Raw genomic sequence first — 18,339 nt, 5'->3', positions numbered from 1 at the left:
GTTACCTTTTAACTGCAATTCGCCAAAGTTTTGCTGGTAATCATACCAATTTATACCAATCGCTGCACGGCTGAAAATTCGGGCTTTGTGTTTTATAAGATGATTGGGGGCTCGTTTATAACTAATATAAACAGGCGTTTTTAGATGAGGACTTCTGTTGTTGAATCAGTCGCTGAACATCGAGGTTAAATGGATGTTCTAATATATACAACCCTTGTGATACCGGGGATTTGAGTTCAAAGATGTGGCGATCATGAGTAAGTGCTAATGCCTGTTTAAAAAAAGGCTGTTCCTGCAAAATCTTAAGTAAAGTTCCCTGTCGGTAAATTATCATCAATCCTGTTTCAATCCGTGATGCCAACTGTTCTTTACCTTTTTTCATAAAGAAATACATAACATTAGGGTAATGCAACAGCTGATGTTCAGATACGTGTAAAAGAGGATGTAATGACAACTCATCACATACCTCAATCACTGATCTTGGGAAGTAATCAATAAATTTATTCTCCAGTAAACGAAATGCCAGAGTGTATTCACTGGGTTTAACGTTGAAACCATTTTCCTCAAGCATTTTTAAATCAGGCCAGTCATAGCCCTGAACCGTCTTCAATTGCTTGAGCTCATTTAAAGACAGGCTACTGGAAAAGCGTGAATCATTCTGATTAATCGCCAACACCCTGTAACTAAAAAGCATGCCAAATAATGGAAACGGAATAGCCTGATAATGTAGCTCTCTGTCATCGGTAGTAATACTCCAGATTAAATCCACACTACCATCATTGAGCTGTCTGAACTGACGAGCCTGCGTGCTAATAAAGGGAGATTTATGTACCGTCATCACGCCGTATTGTTTTTGTGTAGCAACCAGCGCAGCATCAAGAATTTTCTGTAAATAGGAATGTAACGGCTCTGTCCCCTCAACTGGTTTGGGGATAACGATAACGTCCGTTTTTGAATGGAGTGCGGCGTCCTGTGCATAGGCAGACGAAGTAACGTATACCGCAAACAACAGTAACGTTCCCAAAAGACGAATCAACACCGGGTCAAATCCAAAGGATTAACGTAAGTTAGATACTAACACCAATTATCCCGGATTTTGAATCATAATTTAGTCTGTGGGTGGGAAGGAGTTAATATGCAACAAATCTTATCTATTCCTCAACTCTGTATATTCTGCAGCCAATAAGGAATGAAAATGCCAGTATTTACCAACGTTCCGATACTGAGGCGACTTAAAAAGTGAATATTATTAATGCAAAAGAAGCAGTTTATCACGTTCCAGGTTATTCCATTAAGCCCAAAGTATTTATCTAAACTACGCTTGATCATAGCTCATTACCTATATAGAATTTAACCTATATCATTAAAGGAAAGAGCATGTGGGCAATCGAGACAACTGACACATTTGATGAGTGGTTCGATGCTCTGGGCGATACCGATCGCGCAAATGTTCTGGCTTCTATGTTAGTACTTCAAGAAAGAGGTCCTATGTTATCAAGACCCTATGCAGATACGGTGAACGGTTCATCCTACAACAACATGAAAGAACTACGGGTTCAAAGCAAAGGCGATCCTATTCGTGCCTTCTTTGCATTCGACCCGAAACGCAAAGGTATTATTCTCTGTGCAGGTAACAAAGCTGGCGATGAAAAAAGGTTTTACGATATTATGATTTCTATTGCTGACCGTGAATTTTCAGCGCATCTGGCAAAATTGGAAAAGAGGTAAATTATTATGGCAAGAACACTTGAGCAAATGCTGGCAGAAGAAAAGCCAGCAGTTGTAACTAAAGCACAAAAAGCAGCAGCCGAGATATTACTTAACATCCATCTGGCAGAACTTCGTGAGCACATGAAGCTGACTCAGAGAGAAATGGCGGCAGCTCTTGGCGTCAAACAACCAACAGTTTCCGATATGGAAAAACCAGGACGTGATGTCAGACTATCGTCTCTAAAACGTTATGTGGAAGCGTCAGGTGGAAAACTTCGACTTGATGTAGAACTTCCTGACGGTACTCATTACGGCTTTTCATTGTAAGCCCTTTTACGCCATTCATATCAGTATATACATCGCTCCCCCTAATTATTAACAAGAGGCTAACATGGATATAAATCTCCTTGGGAAGATATATGTTCATGTCCCAACATTTCCTGTGCATGGCGTAAATCAAGCCCATGATCACGATTGCATATTGATAAGAATCAACTCGATTGATTTTGGTTAGCCTCGCATACTTAGATGCCATATCAAACAACTATTCAAACTTAAATAAACCCACAATTCAAAGGCTCGTAAGCTGATAGGTATACATATTTTTACCTGATTAACCTTTATTAGCGGCAACGCAAGTTTAATTTAGAAAATTAACTCTATAATGCTTGATTTCAGGTTTGAAAAATTTGAAAGGGAAATAACTCCACTTCCATTTCAATGCTGCTGACATTGCTCCAAAGCGTGTAACCAGGCCTGGTGTACTTTTTCGGTGTAGGCGCACAAGATCACTTTTTGCACATTAACTAACGAGCTGCTTATTTCGGTGATGGCTTCCACTGAAATCCTGCAGGCTTCGTCGAGCGGATAACCATAAGTGCCGCAACTGATCGCCGGAAAGGCCACCGACTTTAACTTACGTTTATCTGCGAGCTTAAGGGCGTTTTTATAACAATTGGCTAATAGCTCAGGTTCGCCTGAACGACCATCTTTATAAATTGGCCCCACAGTATGGATAATATATTGACAGGGTAAATCAAAGGCAGGCGTGATCTTGGCTTGCCCGGTTTTACACCCTTCCAGGTGTTTGCACAATGCCAGTAGTTCAGACCCCGCACTACTGTGAATAGCACCGTCGACGCCGCCCCCACCTAAAAGGGTGTTATTTGCCGCATTCACAATGGCATCCACATGAAGCTGACAGATGTCATTTTGAATCAATGTTAATTTCATCCCCATAAAAACCACCATCCGGATAGTTGAAATGTGCAAATTCAGCCCAATCACTTAATTTAGTAATAATATAGAGATGAATCTGCATAGAGACTGTCACTAAACTAGGGTAAATTAGCCCATATTTTTTTACAAAGGAAAGATTAATGGCCAACCAACTTGAGAGTCTGAAAGCACTCACTACTGTGGTCGCCGACACCGGCGATATCGAAGCAATCAAAAAATATCAGCCAGTGGATGCCACAACCAATCCATCGTTACTGTTAAAAGCATCAGAATTACCACAATATCAGTCTTTAATTGATGATTCTGTGACCTGGGCCAAACAACAGTCAAATGATAAAGCACAGCAGTTAATTGATGCCGGTGACAAACTGGCGGTAGCGATTGGTGCTGAGATTGTAAAACTGGTTCCTGGCCGTATTTCAACCGAAGTAGATGCACGTTTATCGTTTGATACCGATGCCACTATCGCCAAAGCACATCGTTTAATCGAGTTATATGAACAGGCTGGCGTTAGCAAAGATCGCATTTTGATCAAAATTGCTTCTACCTGGGAAGGTATCCGTGCTGCCGAAGTACTGGAAAAAGAAGGCATCAACTGTAACCTGACTTTACTATTTGGTTTCGCTCAGGCGGTGGCTTGTGCCGAAGCTGGTGTATACCTGATTTCACCATTTGTTGGTCGTATTCTGGATTGGTACAAAGCCAGCACCGGCAAAACCGATTACGCAGCAGATGAAGATCCGGGCGTCGTATCAGTGACCAAAATTTATGACTACTACAAGTCACACGGCTATAAAACCGTGGTAATGGGTGCAAGCTTCCGTAACACCGGTGAAATTATTGAATTAGCGGGCTGTGACCGTTTGACCATTGGGCCAAACCTGCTCGAAGAGTTAGCCAACTCAGACGTGCCGGTTGAAGCTAAACTGGTGGATAAAGGCGTAAGCCAGACTCCGGGTGCCAAGCTAACCGAAACCCAGTTCCGCTGGGAAATGAATCAGGATGCCATGGCAACCGAGAAGTTATCTGAAGGCATTCGCAACTTTGCGGCTGACCAGCAAAAACTGGAAGCACGTTTAGAAAAATTGCTTTAATAACAACGAAATAAGTTTGATAAAATAAAGGGCAGTACACTGCCCTTTTTCAATTCTAATCAGGATGAGAACATGACTTTATTATCTGCCTCAGCGGCATGGGACAATCTTCAGTCACTGGCAAAACAGCTTGATTCACAGCATATGCGCGACCTGTTCGCCGCAGACAATCAACGCGCAGACAAATACAGCACCGAAGCCTGCGGTATTTTTGTTGATTACTCTAAAAACCGTATCAACGATGCAGTTATGCAAGGTTTGTTTGATTTAGCGCGTCAACAGAATATCACGCAAAAACGCGATGCAATGTTTGCCGGAGAGATAATTAACTTCACCGAGCAACGTGCGGTATTGCACACTGCGCTGCGTAACTTCTCAGACAAGCCGGTATTGGTCGATGGCCAGGATGTAATGCCAGAAGTGAATGCCTGCCAGCAAAAAATGAAAGAGCTGGTGCACAAGGTGCATTCTGGTGAGCATAAAGGTTATACCGGTAAAGCGATTACCGACGTGGTTGCGATTGGTATCGGGGGTTCTTTCCTTGGTCCAAAGATCATGTCTGAATCGTTAAAACCCTACTGGCATAAAGGCATTAAAGTTCATTTTGTGGCTAACGTAGATGGCTGTCATATTGCTGATGTACTGGCTGAACGTGATATCGAAACCACTTTGATTTTGATGTCGTCCAAGTCGTTCACCACGCAGGAAACCCTGCAAAATACCTTAACCGCCAAAGACTGGTTCTTAAAACAAGGCGGCACGCAGCAGGATATCGCGCTGCACTTTATGGCGGTGTCTTCCAATATAAAAGCAGCTACTGAATTTGGGATCGCTGAAGAAAATATTTTCCCGATGTGGGACTGGGTAGGCGGCCGTTACTCACTGTGGTCAGCAATTGGTTTACCGATTGCCCTGGCGCTGGGTTACGATAACTATCAGGCGATGTTAAAAGGTGCCTATGCCATGGATGAGCACTTCACCACCGCGCCGCTTGAACAAAACCTGCCCGTGATTTTAGGCTTACTGGGTGTTTGGTATATCAACTTCTTTGGTGCACAAAGCCACGTATTGCTGCCTTATTACCACTATATGCGCGGTTTCCCGGCGTATATTCAGCAGCTTGATATGGAAAGTAATGGTAAATCTGCTACTGCAACGGATGAATTGGTTGATTACGCTACAGGCCCGGTAATCTGGGGCAGCGAAGGAACCAATGGTCAGCATTCATTCCATCAGCTAATTCACCAGGGGCAAGTGCCTATCCCGGCTGATTTTATGTTGCCCTTGAATGTACCTAATTCAGCCGATCCACATCACGCCATGTTGGCATCTAACTGTTTTGCGCAGTCACAGGCGCTGATGGAAGGTAAAACTCATGAGCAAGCATTAGCGGAGCTGGCAGGTAAAGGTTTATCTGAAGATGCAGCGAAGGTTCTGGCAACCCATAAAGCGATGGAAGGCAACAAACCCAGCAACACCATGTTGTTTGATCAGTTAGATCCTTTCACTTTGGGGGCTCTGGTTGCGTTATATGAACACAAAGTATTTGTGCAGGGTGCAATCTGGGACATCAACTCATTTGACCAATGGGGGGTAGAGCTGGGTAAAGTGATGGGTAATCAGATTCTGGACAAACTGCAGGATAAAGCGGCACATTGTGAGTTTGATTCCTCAACCAATCAACTGGTAGAACGCTTCAGAAAAGCCAATTAAACCTTATCTGGTTTGACATCTCGTGGCAGGGTCAGGATCACTTCTGTACCCTGCCCAATTTCTGAGTTCACTTCAATTGTTCCCTGCAAGCGATTACGTACCAAGTTAAAAATAATCGACATACCCAAACCACTACCTCCACCTTCACGATTAGTGGTATAGAAAGGTTCAAACAGATGTTTCTGGGTTTCCTCGTCCATACCTTTGCCATTATCCTTGAAGGTTAGAATAACGTCTTTCCCCTTTGTAGCGAGACCGATATTAATTTGATTATTTTCCCCTTTTTCAAATGCATGAGTGCAGGCATTATTTACCAGATTAGTCAGTATTTGAGCAAAAGCCCCTGGATAGCTATGCATATTGACCACATCGCCCGGCTGATAATGAAGCTGCACTTTATAGGGCTTTAAAATTGGATTAAGGCTACTTAACACTACAGAAATATACGCTGATAAATCCAGGTCAGTTAGTTCTATTACGTTTTGATCAACCGCTGTTTGTTTAAAATTATGAATTAGTGATGCTGCACGATTAAGATTAGCCTCAACTAAATTTATCGATTCATCTAACTCGTCGAGATATTTCTGCATTTTCGATTTACTTAAACGATTTTGCTCAAAATCATCTGCCAGATTCTGCCGAATATGCTGACAATGACTATTACCAGTTACCGCAACACCAATTGGTGTATTCACTTCATGAGAGATCCCCGCCACTAAACGTCCCAGAGCGGCCAATTTCTCACTTTCAATTAAGCTATCTTGCATGCTCTTGAGTTCATCCAGAGAATCCTGCAAACGTTGGGTACGTTTATCCACATCCCTTTCTAACTGCTGATTTGAACGCTTTAACTGTTCTTCATACATATTACGCTGATTGGCACTGATGGCGCGTCCATATAACTCAGCGATACTGGCACCAAAATGCTGTTCATCTTCCTGCCAGTCGCGCTGCTCGCCAATACTTTCCACACACAAAATGCCTATCATCTCTCCGCGATGGCGGATTGGGCAATCCAACATAGATAATATATTTAACGACGCTAAATACCCTTCAGCAAATTCAGAGGTAGCAGAGTTGGTTTTAGCCTTGTTAGCAACAATAGAGCGATTGAGTTCCAAGGCACTAAAATATGCAGGGAAATCTTTTTTGGATAAAACCAAATCATTAGCCTGATGATGGTAAACCTCATCCACCAACATATGACACCGTATATGCTGATGATCATCATCAAGTAACCAAATCCCGGCTCGTTTTACCCGAAGCCCCTTTAAAATCGATGAAATAATCAGATTAGCCACGGCGTGCATATCACCAGCATCAATCAATGATGAGCAGGAGACTTCCAGCAGAATATCTTCAAGATGTTGTCGCATGCTGATAACCCATGACAGGAAATATTGGTTTATTTAGCTTACGCCACTATCAACAAAGCTCAACCACAATCCGCATAAAACCTATACACCACGCCTAATTAAGCAACATTACGCTCATAAAACCTTCACAATTTGGTCATTAAAAAGCCATAAAAGTATTTTACTTTGCGAATTCCTGTGATATACCGATACAGCAGTTCACTGAAGGAGATCAGTATGGATAACGCAACTCTTATTTCTATGTTGGACTTGGAAACACGCGATATTAAAACCAAAAAGAAAAAGCGCAAATGGAGAGAAATAGAAGCGATACAGGATCAATATCGTCTACGTAAAGAACTTGAAGAAATTGATATGATGTACGAACTGGACGAACTGGAAAGTATTTAAAAAAAGCCCCGCTACTTGTAGTGGGGCTTTTTTTTACATTTACATCCGGAATTGCCTTTACACGGTTAAAGGCAGTTGCCAGTTAATAGGTGTTTTTCCCTGTTCAACCAACAGTTGGTTAGCGGTGGAGAAGTGTTTGCATCCAAAAAAACCACGGTACGCAGAAAGTGGCGAGGGATGTGGGCCTTTCAACACGTGATGCCGTACAGGATCAATCACACGCCCTTTTTTCTGTGCATGGCTGCCCCACAAGATAAACACCACACCAGATGTGTGAGCGTTTAGTTGTTCTATTACCTTGTCGGTAAAACGCTCCCAGCCGATTTTACTGTGGGAATGCGCTTGTCCACGTTCTACAGTCAACACAGTATTAAGCAATAATACCCCCTGCTCTGCCCACGACTGAAGATAACCATGCTGGGGAATTTGGAAACCTTCGATATCGGTTTGTAGTTCCTTATACATATTGACCAATGAGGGTGGTGGAGCGATACCGGGTTTAACAGAAAAACACAAACCATGCGCCTGGTTAGGGCCGTGATAAGGATCCTGCCCCAAAATCACAACCTTAACCTTATCCAACGGCGTACTTTTAAATGCACTAAACACTTCATCGGCTGGGGGGTAAACGTCTACCCCACCCTGCCTTCTCTGCTGAACATAATGTAAAATTTGTTGAAAATAATCCTGCTGTTTTTCTTCGCCCAGAATATCAGACCACTGCATCAGCGACTCACCAGTTCCTTGTATAAATAGGCTTTTAGCTGCGCGAAATCATTATCCATTTCAATCGACAGAATTTCTTTACCGGCACATTCGGCCAGCTCAGGCGGCAAACTAATTGGCTGACCTAACACGTTTTCGACACTTTCCTTGAACTTAGCCGGATGCGCTGTGCCCAGAAATATCCCGGTCTGCTCTTCCTGTAATTCTTTAGTTAAGCCAAGATAGGCAACAGCGGCATGAGGCTCACTGACATAACCCGCTTGTGCTAACTGACGCATCGCCAGTTGCGTGTAATCTTCATCCACCGCACAACCGGATAAACAGGCTTTATCTAAATAGTTGTATTCAAACAATGCTTCAATACGAGGCCAGTTATTCGGCTGGCTTACATCCATTGCATTCGACATAGTGGCAATGGTGTTTTTAGGTGTCCACTCACCGCTTTTCAAATAACGAGGAACGGTATCATTTAAATTAGTAGCGGCAACAAAGTGTTTAATTGGCAATCCCATCACTTTGGCAATCATGCCTGCGGTCAGGTTACCAAAATTACCACTGGGTACCGAGATAACCACATCCTGACGTTTTTCCACCGGCAGTTGCGCAATGGCTTCAAAGTAATAACAAATTTGTGCCATTAAACGGCTGATATTAATTGAATTGGCCGAGTTAAGATGCACATCATCACGTACTTGCTGATCGTCAAAAGCAGACTTAACCAGTTGCTGACAGGCATCAAAATCGTCGTTAATCGCAATGGTACGAATATTATCGCCCAACGTGGCAAACATTTTTTCCTGCAACAGGCTGATTTTATCTTTGGGATACAGGATCACGACCTGAATATTACTAATTCCGTGGAATGCATGTGCAACCGCAGCCCCAGTATCACCAGAAGTTGCAGTTAAAATTGTAATGGGACGATCACCGGCAATTTTTGACAGACATTGCGCCATAAAACGGCCACCAAAGTCTTTAAACGCCAGTGTCGGGCCATGGAATAATTCCAGACAAAACACGTTATCCTTAACGTGTGCCAGTGGTGCGCCAAACTCGAATGCGTTACTGACCAGTTCCTGAACCTCACTTTCACTCAGCTCATCACCAATCAGACGAGATAAAATAAAACTACTACGGGAAACAAAATCCATATCAAGCAAGGCATCGATATCATCAAACACCGGAATACTGGCCGGAAAAAACAACCCTTGCTGTTTGCCCAGTCCAATTTGCAACGCTTCTGCAAAACTTACTTTCTGTGACGGGTCTTTTAAATTAAATAATTCCAAACTCGGTACCTTCTACACATTGCGCGCCATTGGTGTCGATGCGACAAATATGGCTAAATCCTGTGTCATTTTTAACATAGTGTGAGCCTAAAAACTGCTCTATTTGTTGTGCTTGTTGTAACTGATTGCAAACGGCAAATACGGTCGGACCGGAACCAGAAATCCCAAACGCCAGAGCGCCGTTTTCAAGTGCAAATTTTTTGCAGTTATCATAATCAGGTAATAGCGATTTACGGTAAGGCTCAGCGATCACATCCTGAATCATGGATGCCGCTAATTGACGATCGCCCTGATGTAAGGCATGCACAAATACCCCCAACTGCTTACCAAAGGTGATAGCAGTACTTAAACTGACATCACCAGGCAGGATTTTTCGTGCTGCGGAAGTGGACACACTCAAACCGGAATAACAACTTACCCAGTACCAGTCATCAAATACTGGCAACTGCGTAGCGATTTGCTGCTCGGTTTCTATCATCAGTGTCATGCCACCTAAGTAACAGGGTGCCACGTTGTCGTAATGAATACTGCCGCTAATTTGCCCTTCCAGTTCCCCCATCATTAATAACAATTGATGTTGATTGAAGGGGTTATCGTAAAAAGCGTTCAGCGCCGCAAATGCCGCCACGATCGAACTGGCACTAGAACCTAATCCACTGCCTATCGGCAAATGTTTAATCAGGTGCATTTTGGCCACTTTAATCTCACGGTTTTGTGCCTTTAACTGTTGATTAAAATACGCATAGGCATGTGCAACGATATTATCCTTAGCTTCACCCGGCAGTTTGTGCGCAAACTTACCGGAAACGCTCAGGCTAAATTCGTTAGCTTCCTGAATAAATACTTCATCCCCCAACGGACTGCCGTCAATGGGTTGTAACGCGGCACCTAAAATATCAAAACCTAAACTAACATTGCCGATGGATGCCGGCGCATAGGCTTTAATAATGGACTGCTTGCTCACCTTTTTATAACTCCTGTTTCCAGGGAAGCGTACGCATTACGTCAGCAAAAACCCCTGCTGCGGTAACGGCTGCCCCTGCTCCATAACCACGAATAACAAAGGGTAATGGCTGATAATAATGACTGTAAATCGCTAATGCATTCTCACCATCTTTAATAACATATAAAGGCTGGCTTGAATCTACTTTATCGATAAATACCCGGCACTTACCGTCGGCAATTTGCCCCACATAACGCAGTACCTGCCCGTCTTTTGCAGCATTGGCGACTTTATCCTGAAAGGCTTTATCCAGTTGAGGCAACTTTTGCATAAACTCGTCGATACTACCGGTACTATCAAAATAATCCGGCAACACAGATTCAATTTCGATATCTTTCAATTCCATTTTGATGCCTGCTTCACGCGCCATAATCAGCAACTTACGCGCGACATCCATACCGCTTAGATCGTCACGGGGATCGGGTTCTGTAAAACCATTTTGGCGCGCCACTTTTGTAGCCTCTGACAGGCTCAGTCCTTCTTCAAGTTTGCCAAAAATAAATGACAAAGAACCCGATAAAATACCTTCAAAGCGGCTGAGCTTATCCCCTGCGTAGATCAGCTTTTGCAGGTTTTCAATAACCGGCAAACCTGCACCAACCGTTGTTTCATACAAAAACTGACGGTTAGTGGCTAACGCTGTCTCACGCAAACTGTTATAAAACGCCATGCTGCTGGTATTGGATTTTTTATTCGGTGTCACCACATGGAAACCAGCCAGCATAATTTCAATATATTGCTCTGCAATAACGTGGCTGGTTGTACAATCAATCACCACTGGGTTAACTAAACTATTGGTTTGAACAAATTGCTGCAACCCCTGAATCGAAAAGCGCTGTTCACTCTCAACTAAACGCGCTTTCCAGTCATCATTTAAATCGATTCCCGCAGCATCAAGTAATAAGTGCTTGCTATTGGCAATACCATACACACGCAAACGAATATTGCGTTTAAGCAAAAGCTCCTGTTGTTTAGCAATTTGTTTTAATAACTCACCACCTACTGTGCCACAGCCCACCAAAAAGGCATCAATTGTATGCATATCGGAGAAGAAATTCTGGTGCACCACTTTAACGGCTTCCTTAGCTTTACGACTTTCAATCACAGCAGAAATAGAACGCTCAGAAGAACCTTGCGCGATGGCAACAATATTAACGCGCGCCTGAGATAACGAAGAAAAGAAACGCGCAGCCAATCCCTGATGTTTACGCATACCATCGCCAACCAGCGAGATAATTGCCAAGTCATCACGCATTTCAATTGGCTCTAGCAATTGATTCACCAGTTCCAGTTCAAACTCCTGATTTAGCAAAGCCTGAGCGCGTTGTGCATCTTTAGAGTGGATACAAAAACTGATGCTGTATTCAGAAGACGACTGGGTAATCAATACAATCGAAATATTGGCGTTGGAAATCACTTTAAAGATACGGCTGGCCATGCCAACCATGCCTTTTAAACCTGGGCCCGCCACATTAAACATCGTTAAGTTTTCTAAATGTGAAATGCCTTTAACGCTGGTCCAGATTTCACTGCTTTCGTTACTGATTAAAGTACCTGGTGCAACAGGATTTAAGGTATTTTTGATTAAACAGGGGATGTGGTGCTGTGCGATAGGACCGATGGTTTTAGGATGCAAAACTTTGGCGCCAAAATAAGATAATTCCATCGCCTCCTGATAAGTTAATTTATCAAGTAACACCGCGCCCTCTACCTGATTCGGATCCGCGTTATATACGCCATCAACATCCGTCCATATTTCACAACAATCCGCTTTTAAACAAGCAGCGAGAATAGCAGCAGAATAATCAGAACCGTTTCGCCCCAGGGTAACTTTTTCGCCCCCGGCATTGTGAGCTACGAATCCAGGCATAATCAGCACATCGTCGTCGCTATACTTTAAGTGTTTAAACTCTTCGATACTGGCGTCCATATCGGCCAGGCTATCCAGATAATCCCCTTCTGCTACGACATAGGTTGCCGGTTCGATTAACTTATTAGACTGACTGACAGCACTGAGCATCTGGCTGAAAATATTCACGCTGACATATTCACCCAAACTTAAAATTTGTGCCGTAACGGGATCAGGACTGCATCTTAAAAGTTTAATACCGGCTAATTGATGCTCGAGTTCAGAAAGCTTCTGTTCAATAAAAGTATTTAAATATTCGGTATTAAATCCGTCAATGCTGTTATCCAGGTCGGCCACTATACCTGTAAGCGTCATTTTCAGCTTAGCGAGTAGTTCCAGATAATCCTGCCCTTCCGCTGCTTGTTCCACCAACAAAGATAACGCATTGGTTACCCCTTTTGGCGCAGATAACACCACTGCAGCGCCAGATTGCTGATGGGCTTCTGCCACAATTTTTTGCACGTTTAAATAACGCTTTGCATCAGCTAATGACGACCCACCAAATTTTAAAACTTTCATCCTCAGCTCCTGCCTCATATCTCTTTTATGTTTAAACTTAACCTAAAAAAAAACCCGCTTCCTGTTTAGGTCGCGGGCTTTTCAGAATTCTCTATGCACTAGCCGACGACCACAGTCCGAGTCATGGTAATAATGGTTGTCATTGTGGTAGTGCGGTACATCATTTTCATGTATTTAAATTTGCCGTATAGACGTCTAGATGTCAACTGTTTAAAAATTAAATAATAACTGTTTTTTGTTTCGGACGTCAGTCTAAGGTGACATGCATCCTAATTACAAGTGAATAAACATATTTTTTAACGCGCCGATGCAACTTTATTGTTATTTATTAGAAGCACCATCCTATTTTAAATATTTATCAATCTAATGTTGTGCGATACCTTAATATGGCAACAACACACATAAACAACATAAAGGCACCAATTGCATAAACTTCGTTAACTAAATCCGGGATTTGTGCCGCCTTTAACATGACGCCTCGTACAATTCGCAAAAAGTGAGTCAGTGGTAATAATTCACCAATGTATTGCGCCCATTGCGGCATGCCGCGAAACGGGAACATAAACCCGGAGAGCAAAATAGAAGGCAGAAAGAAAAAGAACGTCAGCTGCAAGGCTTCCATCTGCGTGCGCGCTATGGTTGAGAAGGTAAATCCCAGCGCCAGGTTCGCCAGAACAAATACGGTTACACCAATTGCCAGCAACAAAACAGAGCCGGTAAAAGGCACCTCAAATAAAAAGTAAGCCGCCAGCAGAACAACAAATGTTTGCACAACTCCAACAATAGAATAGGGAAAGATTTTACCTAACATGACTTCTACAGGCTTAGCGGGTAGAGACAATAAATTTTCCATCGTACCGCGTTCAGCCTCACGGGTCATAGCGATAGCGGTTATCATCACGGATGTCATGGTCAGAATGACCCCAAGTAAACCTGGCACAATATTGTATTGAGTAATGGCTTCAGGGTTATAGGCCCGATGTACTACCACATCAACAGCGGGTTTTAGACTGGATTGTGAATTCAACCGCTGTAAATCATGAGCAAGCGCCTGATTTATAATAGTGCTGGCATTGCCAATGGCATTAGAGGCAGCCGCAGGATCAGTTGCGTCCGCTTCAATTAATATTTGTGGTTGTTGATTATTTATTAACGCTTTGCTGAAGCCTACAGGGATGGTCACTATAAAAGCGGCTTTACCTGTGACTAACGGATCACCATCACTTTCATCAGTCGTTATAAAATCAAAATAACCGGAGTTTTGCATAGCTGCAACTATCGTACGGGTGAAACGGGTATTCTCTTCAAGCTGCAGTTTGGTTGGTAAATGCTTGGGATCCATGTTGATGGCGAAACCAAACAGAATTAATTGCATAACGGGCAACACTAACATCATGGCAAAAGTGATTTTATCCCTGCGCATTTGAATTAATTCCTTAATAAAAATGCCGCTAATACGATGTAAAGCTCCTAACATACCGTTACCCATGTTGCCTTTGGTCAAATCCCGCATTTGCCATCATTTGAATAAAGGCATCTTCCAGATTTACATCAACTTGAGTCAGAGAAATATCGTCACTTTGGTATTTGTGTAAACAGTCCTTTAATTCGTCCGCATTTTTACCGCACACATGAACAGCAGCACCGAAATAGGCAGCACTGCTAACTCCCTCTTCCTGCTTAATAGATTGCAATTGCTCCCGAATGCCATGACCTTTTAATTGAAAGGCAACGATATCAGCTTGCTTGATAATCTCATCAACACTACCCTGAGTTATCAATTCACCGTTAGCCAGATAGACAATTTGGTCGCAACGCTCAGCCTCATCCATATAATGGGTAGACACCAGCACGGTTAAACCTTGCGCTGATAATTTGTGTATTTCATCCCAGAAATCACGGCGCGCTTGCGGATCCACCCCCGCTGTTGGCTCATCTAACAATAACAATTTAGGATTCGACATAGTCACTGCAGCGAGAGCTAAACGTTGTTTCCAACCACCTGATAAGGCGCCAGCAAGCTGGTGTTGCCGATGTGTTAATCCAAGGTTAGCTAAGGTGTTATCAACGATTTGTTTAATATTTTTTAGTTGATAAAGACGCGCAACAAACTCTAAATTTTCACGAATAGTGAGATCGCCCCAAAAGGAAAATTTTTGTGTCATATAACCAGTGAGGTTTTTGATTTGTGCACTTTGTTTAAGTATATCAAATCCGAGGCACTGCCCTTTGCCTTCGCTTGGTTGTAACAAACCACAAATCATACGTATGGTGGTGGTTTTTCCAGACCCATTAGGGCCAAGAAAGCCCCACACCTGACCTTTAGGCATTTTGATATCAACGCCATTAACCGCAACTTTGTTATCAAAGCGCTTAACTAACCCACTGACATCTATTGCATAATCACTCATGTAAGCCGACTTCCACTGGCAAGCCTGCATGTAACCCAGCCATGGATTGTGGCTTAGCTTCAACTAGGAATACCAACTTTTGCCTTGCACCTTCGGTATAAAGCACTGGAGGTGTATATTCTGCCTGATTGGATATATAACTTATGCTGGCTTCAATTGGCTTGCTTTGGCCATCAGCTTTTACTTCAACCGTCTGACCAGGTGTTAATTGACTCAGTTTTTCCTGAGATACAAAAAACCGAATTTTAAAATTACTGGCGGTTTCCAGTACAACAATGGGTTGCCCGACATTAACAAACTCTCCGCTAAAGTGCAGGAGATCGACCACTTGTGCATCTTGTTCGCTATAAACATTTCGTTGCTCCAGTTGCCATTTAGCTTGTTGAAGTTGTGCTTGCACCGCAGCCACTTCTTTTTGAGCGGCGCTGATTTGCGCCGGCCGTGCTGCAAGTTTAGCCACATCTATAGAGGCATTAATTTGTTGATAAGCAGCTCGGGCCTTTTCCAACTGGGTATTAGCTTTATCGGCTTCTTCCTCAGAAATGAGTTTTTCAGCAACGAGTTTGTTTACCCTGATTTGTTCCAATTGAGCGAGCTCTAGATTAGCTGACGCTTCTTTTAATTGTGCTTCTAGTTTTTCAATCTCTTGCTGCCGGGCACCAGTCAACAAATCCTGCTGCTTGTCATTCGCTTGTTCTAACCTGGCCTGCAGCTCGTTAACAGCTAATTGTTGTTTGTCCTGGTCTAATGAAAATAATAATTGCTGATTTTTTATTAATTGACCGTCTTTAACATTAAGCTCATGTATCCAGCCAGCTTGTGGTGCTGCGATATATAAATAGTCTGATTCAACATACCCCGTTAGTTTTTTTTCTTGTTGGCTGTCGGAACAACTAAGCAGAATAAAAACACTCGATATCAACAGACATAACCTAGATTGCATCTTCATCAACTCTGTCCTTTACGATAAGTACTTGCTTGAGCATATTTATATGCAACGCCAGTAATGAATCTATGTTTATTTTTGTTGCACCTGAAGGTTCAAAAACAATGCGCCATATAGCTGAAAAAATAACAGGAGCGACCAATAGCTGTGCAAGCTCAATAGGATCTCCTTGCCTGCATTCTTTGTTACTTTGTGCACGCTTAATGATCTGACTCATGGTTTTCAATGCACGATCCACGATCATTTCTCTGTATGTTGTAACCAACTCGGGAAATGCACCACTATCGCTAATGATGATCTTCATTAATTTGGGCAGTTGCTGATCTACAAGCATATTTTTAGCGTGTTGCTTAAACAAATTCAGCTTATCTTCAAGTGTAGAATCATTATTTACCATAGCTTCGACCTGATTAACTTTTGGTGAAGCAATTTGCTGTATAAGCTCAACAAAAAGTTGTTCTTTTGATGAAAAATAAAGATAAAGTGTACCTTTACTGATGTTCGCATTGCTCGCGATTTCATCCATTTTGGCAGCTTTAAATCCCTTATTAAAAAACACATCTAGCGCTGATTGCAGAATGTTTTTTTTCCGGGTTTCTTTATCTTGTTGTTGTATCGCTCGTTTCATTTTCATTAAATAACTGACCAGTCAGTTATTAAAATACGCTTAACTATTAATTAAATCAACACACTGTTTTTATAAAAGGGATTTAATTAATTCAGCTTCCGAAAAAGGCAGCATATGACTCAATGACTGAGATTCGATATAACGACCGTCATTAGCTTCATTAGTCAATCTTTGATAATAAGCTTTAGCGTCTTTCTGCCAGTCTACTAGCGACTGTTTCTGCTCTTCGGTTTTCGCCTGTTCAATTTCCTGGCTTTCGAACTGACTATCTACAATGATTAAGGGGATATCTGTTGGTAGTTTTAAATTCTCAGCTAAACTTAGCTCTTGAGCATATATGGGAATTTCTTTAAACAAATTAAGCTGGTTCTGTACCAGTAAACGTTTCGACTGCATGTAAGCAAAATAGTTACGATCATACTGATTGTCACTTCCAATGATTGTTTTTATTTCCTCTAACTCCATCTGATTTTTCTGTTCTACACGCGGTATATATTTGCCCGCTTGTATGTATTCCGCATACTGCTGTTGGTTATCTTTAAACGGCTGAGTGTCCTTTTGATAACGGGTAATTGATTGTGGAGTTAAAACATCAGGGTCAAGCAAAATAACTTTGCTGATACGCTTTTTGACTTGAGGTGCTAAAGATACAACTGTCAGATTACTACTGGCAAAACTGACAATAGAAAATTGAGTTAAGTTCTTACTCAATACAAAAGTTTTTATGTCATCTGAAAATGGAACGTAGCCTAAACCACCGTCTTTAAACTCATTTACAACCGATACTCTGTCTAAGGCAATAACATAGAATTTTTCTGCCAGCATAGGTGCTAATTTTGCCCAGATAGCTGAATCTGAATGCCATGTAGCTATGGGGCCAGACAATAATAAAACGACAGGATTCGACTCGCTGCCCCAAGTCGAGTAGTGAAGATCGCGAGTTGATTTATCTTCATTTAAATAACTAAATGTCTGATGCAATTGCGCAATACTACTATTGGTAAAGAGCAGAAGTAGTAACAAACCATACTTTGCTAAAGTCATTTTTTAATCTCCAAGCAAACCTAGCCTAATGTGCCAGCATAACGCTTTATTTCATTATAAATTTTGTAAGAGGGTGTATAAATGAAACTCACATCAGCAGATGTTACAGGCGTATGAACTGAGTCAGGGTTGCGGTGTGTTCTGTGTTGAATAGGTGTGTTTCGTATTGTTTAACGCAATAAAAAAGCACCGTTCTTTAGGCGGGGCTCTTCTCTTTCTATAGGCTAAAAACAAAAAACCCAGCGCGCGGCTGGGTTTTTTGTAAAATTGGGAGTCTGGCGGTGTGCTACTCTCACATGGGGAAACCCCACACTACCATCGCCGCTAATACGTTTCACTTCT

17 protein-coding genes are annotated in these 18,339 nt (G+C 42.3%); 5 read left to right on the top strand and 12 right to left on the bottom strand.

Annotated features, from left to right (window positions below):
- Positions 1-121: 121 nt before the first annotated feature.
- Complete coding sequence (locus H8B19_RS18190; protein ID WP_186508462.1) at positions 122-1,039, bottom strand: type 2 periplasmic-binding domain-containing protein; 918 nt, start codon at positions 1,037-1,039, stop codon at positions 122-124.
- 338 nt (positions 1,040-1,377) lie between these two features.
- Here H8B19_RS18190 and H8B19_RS18185 point away from each other — a divergent pair, with 338 nt between their 5' ends.
- Together H8B19_RS18185 and H8B19_RS18180 are read left to right on the top strand one after the other, a co-directional pair.
- Positions 1,378-1,728, top strand: a complete 351-nt coding sequence (locus H8B19_RS18185) for a type II toxin-antitoxin system RelE/ParE family toxin (RefSeq protein ID WP_186508460.1) — start codon at positions 1,378-1,380, stop codon at positions 1,726-1,728.
- A 6-nt stretch (positions 1,729-1,734) separates the two neighbouring features.
- Positions 1,735-2,037: a helix-turn-helix domain-containing protein gene (locus H8B19_RS18180; protein ID WP_186508458.1), complete on the top strand. Its 303-nt coding sequence runs from the start codon at positions 1,735-1,737 to the stop codon at positions 2,035-2,037.
- 390 nt (positions 2,038-2,427) lie between these two features.
- Here the strand turns inward: H8B19_RS18180 and H8B19_RS18175 are convergent, their stop codons facing one another.
- On the bottom strand, positions 2,428-2,949 hold the full coding sequence (locus H8B19_RS18175) for an O-acetyl-ADP-ribose deacetylase (RefSeq protein ID WP_186508456.1): 522 nt from the start codon (positions 2,947-2,949) through the stop codon (positions 2,428-2,430).
- A 140-nt stretch (positions 2,950-3,089) separates the two neighbouring features.
- Between H8B19_RS18175 and tal the strand changes: the two genes are divergently transcribed.
- Together tal and pgi are read left to right on the top strand one after the other, a co-directional pair.
- A complete protein-coding gene (gene tal, locus H8B19_RS18170) occupies positions 3,090-4,043 on the top strand; it encodes a transaldolase (RefSeq protein ID WP_186508454.1) in 954 nt (317 codons plus the stop codon).
- A gap of 72 nt (positions 4,044-4,115) precedes the next feature.
- Positions 4,116-5,756, top strand: coding sequence for a glucose-6-phosphate isomerase (gene pgi / locus H8B19_RS18165; protein WP_186508452.1), 1,641 nt, complete (start codon positions 4,116-4,118; stop codon positions 5,754-5,756).
- Here pgi and H8B19_RS18160 read toward each other — a convergent pair.
- Positions 5,753-7,132, bottom strand: coding sequence for a GAF domain-containing sensor histidine kinase (locus tag H8B19_RS18160; RefSeq protein WP_186508450.1), 1,380 nt, complete (start codon positions 7,130-7,132; stop codon positions 5,753-5,755). The two genes, pgi and H8B19_RS18160, sit on opposite strands and share 4 nt — an antisense overlap.
- 216 nt (positions 7,133-7,348) lie before the next feature.
- Between H8B19_RS18160 and H8B19_RS18155 the strand changes: the two genes are divergently transcribed.
- Entirely contained in the window at positions 7,349-7,522 is a 174-nt protein-coding gene (locus H8B19_RS18155) for a DUF3545 family protein (protein WP_186508447.1), read from the top strand.
- 57 nt (positions 7,523-7,579) lie between these two features.
- Here H8B19_RS18155 and ung read toward each other — a convergent pair whose 3' ends face one another.
- The 9 genes from ung to H8B19_RS18110 all read right to left on the bottom strand — a co-directional run bounded on the left by ung (position 7,580) and on the right by H8B19_RS18110 (position 17,997).
- Positions 7,580-8,248 carry a uracil-DNA glycosylase gene (gene ung / locus H8B19_RS18150; protein WP_186508445.1) on the bottom strand — a complete coding sequence of 223 codons (669 nt, stop codon included), beginning with the start codon at positions 8,246-8,248 and terminating at the stop codon, positions 7,580-7,582.
- Complete coding sequence (gene thrC / locus H8B19_RS18145) at positions 8,248-9,537, bottom strand: threonine synthase (RefSeq protein WP_186508443.1); 1,290 nt, start codon at positions 9,535-9,537, stop codon at positions 8,248-8,250. Before thrC ends, ung begins: the two co-directional genes overlap by 1 nt.
- A complete protein-coding gene (thrB, locus tag H8B19_RS18140; protein WP_186508441.1) occupies positions 9,524-10,501 on the bottom strand; it encodes a homoserine kinase in 978 nt (325 codons plus the stop codon). The genes thrC and thrB overlap by 14 nt, the downstream gene beginning before the upstream one ends.
- A 4-nt stretch (positions 10,502-10,505) precedes the next feature.
- Positions 10,506-12,968 carry a bifunctional aspartate kinase/homoserine dehydrogenase I gene (gene thrA / locus H8B19_RS18135; protein WP_186508439.1) on the bottom strand — a complete coding sequence of 821 codons (2,463 nt, stop codon included), beginning with the start codon at positions 12,966-12,968 and terminating at the stop codon, positions 10,506-10,508.
- Positions 12,969-13,326: 358 nt separating this feature from the next.
- Complete coding sequence (locus H8B19_RS18130) at positions 13,327-14,481, bottom strand: ABC transporter permease (RefSeq protein WP_206683211.1); 1,155 nt, start codon at positions 14,479-14,481, stop codon at positions 13,327-13,329.
- Positions 14,450-15,379: an ABC transporter ATP-binding protein gene (locus H8B19_RS18125; RefSeq protein WP_186508438.1), complete on the bottom strand. Its 930-nt coding sequence runs from the start codon at positions 15,377-15,379 to the stop codon at positions 14,450-14,452. The genes H8B19_RS18130 and H8B19_RS18125 overlap by 32 nt, the downstream gene beginning before the upstream one ends.
- A complete protein-coding gene (locus H8B19_RS18120; protein WP_186508437.1) occupies positions 15,372-16,328 on the bottom strand; it encodes an HlyD family secretion protein in 957 nt (318 codons plus the stop codon). The genes H8B19_RS18125 and H8B19_RS18120 overlap by 8 nt, the downstream gene beginning before the upstream one ends.
- Positions 16,312-16,959, bottom strand: a complete 648-nt coding sequence (locus H8B19_RS18115; protein ID WP_186508436.1) for a TetR/AcrR family transcriptional regulator — start codon at positions 16,957-16,959, stop codon at positions 16,312-16,314. The genes H8B19_RS18120 and H8B19_RS18115 overlap by 17 nt, the downstream gene beginning before the upstream one ends.
- Before the next feature lie 63 nt (positions 16,960-17,022).
- Entirely contained in the window at positions 17,023-17,997 is a 975-nt protein-coding gene (locus H8B19_RS18110) for an alpha/beta fold hydrolase (protein ID WP_186508435.1), read from the bottom strand.
- Positions 17,998-18,339 lie beyond the last annotated feature (342 nt).

The organism is Neptunicella marina, assembly GCF_014270035.1.
Taxonomy (GTDB): Bacteria; Pseudomonadota; Gammaproteobacteria; order Enterobacterales; family Alteromonadaceae; genus Neptunicella; species Neptunicella marina.
Note: the sequence above shows the minus strand (reverse complement) of the source record. Positions and strands in the feature narration are given on the sequence as shown.

What these genes read in the sequence shown, in the direction of transcription:
- H8B19_RS18120 (WP_186508437.1), bottom strand. Translation starts at nt 16,328, where the DNA reads ATGAAGATGCAATCTAGGTTATGTCTGTTGATATCGAGTGTTTTTATT.
- thrA (WP_186508439.1), bottom strand. Translation starts at nt 12,968, where the DNA reads ATGAAAGTTTTAAAATTTGGTGGGTCGTCATTAGCTGATGCAAAGCGT.
- pgi (WP_186508452.1), top strand. Translation starts at nt 4,116, where the DNA reads ATGACTTTATTATCTGCCTCAGCGGCATGGGACAATCTTCAGTCACTG.
- ung (WP_186508445.1), bottom strand. Translation starts at nt 8,248, where the DNA reads ATGCAGTGGTCTGATATTCTGGGCGAAGAAAAACAGCAGGATTATTTT.
- H8B19_RS18180 (WP_186508458.1), top strand. Translation starts at nt 1,735, where the DNA reads ATGGCAAGAACACTTGAGCAAATGCTGGCAGAAGAAAAGCCAGCAGTT.
- H8B19_RS18115 (WP_186508436.1), bottom strand. Translation starts at nt 16,959, where the DNA reads ATGAAAATGAAACGAGCGATACAACAACAAGATAAAGAAACCCGGAAA.
- H8B19_RS18155 (WP_186508447.1), top strand. Translation starts at nt 7,349, where the DNA reads ATGGATAACGCAACTCTTATTTCTATGTTGGACTTGGAAACACGCGAT.
- H8B19_RS18125 (WP_186508438.1), bottom strand. Translation starts at nt 15,379, where the DNA reads ATGAGTGATTATGCAATAGATGTCAGTGGGTTAGTTAAGCGCTTTGAT.
- H8B19_RS18160 (WP_186508450.1), bottom strand. Translation starts at nt 7,132, where the DNA reads ATGCGACAACATCTTGAAGATATTCTGCTGGAAGTCTCCTGCTCATCA.
- H8B19_RS18110 (WP_186508435.1), bottom strand. Translation starts at nt 17,997, where the DNA reads ATGACTTTAGCAAAGTATGGTTTGTTACTACTTCTGCTCTTTACCAAT.
- H8B19_RS18130 (WP_206683211.1), bottom strand. Translation starts at nt 14,481, where the DNA reads ATGCGGGATTTGACCAAAGGCAACATGGGTAACGGTATGTTAGGAGCT.
- H8B19_RS18185 (WP_186508460.1), top strand. Translation starts at nt 1,378, where the DNA reads ATGTGGGCAATCGAGACAACTGACACATTTGATGAGTGGTTCGATGCT.
- H8B19_RS18175 (WP_186508456.1), bottom strand. Translation starts at nt 2,949, where the DNA reads ATGGGGATGAAATTAACATTGATTCAAAATGACATCTGTCAGCTTCAT.
- tal (WP_186508454.1), top strand. Translation starts at nt 3,090, where the DNA reads ATGGCCAACCAACTTGAGAGTCTGAAAGCACTCACTACTGTGGTCGCC.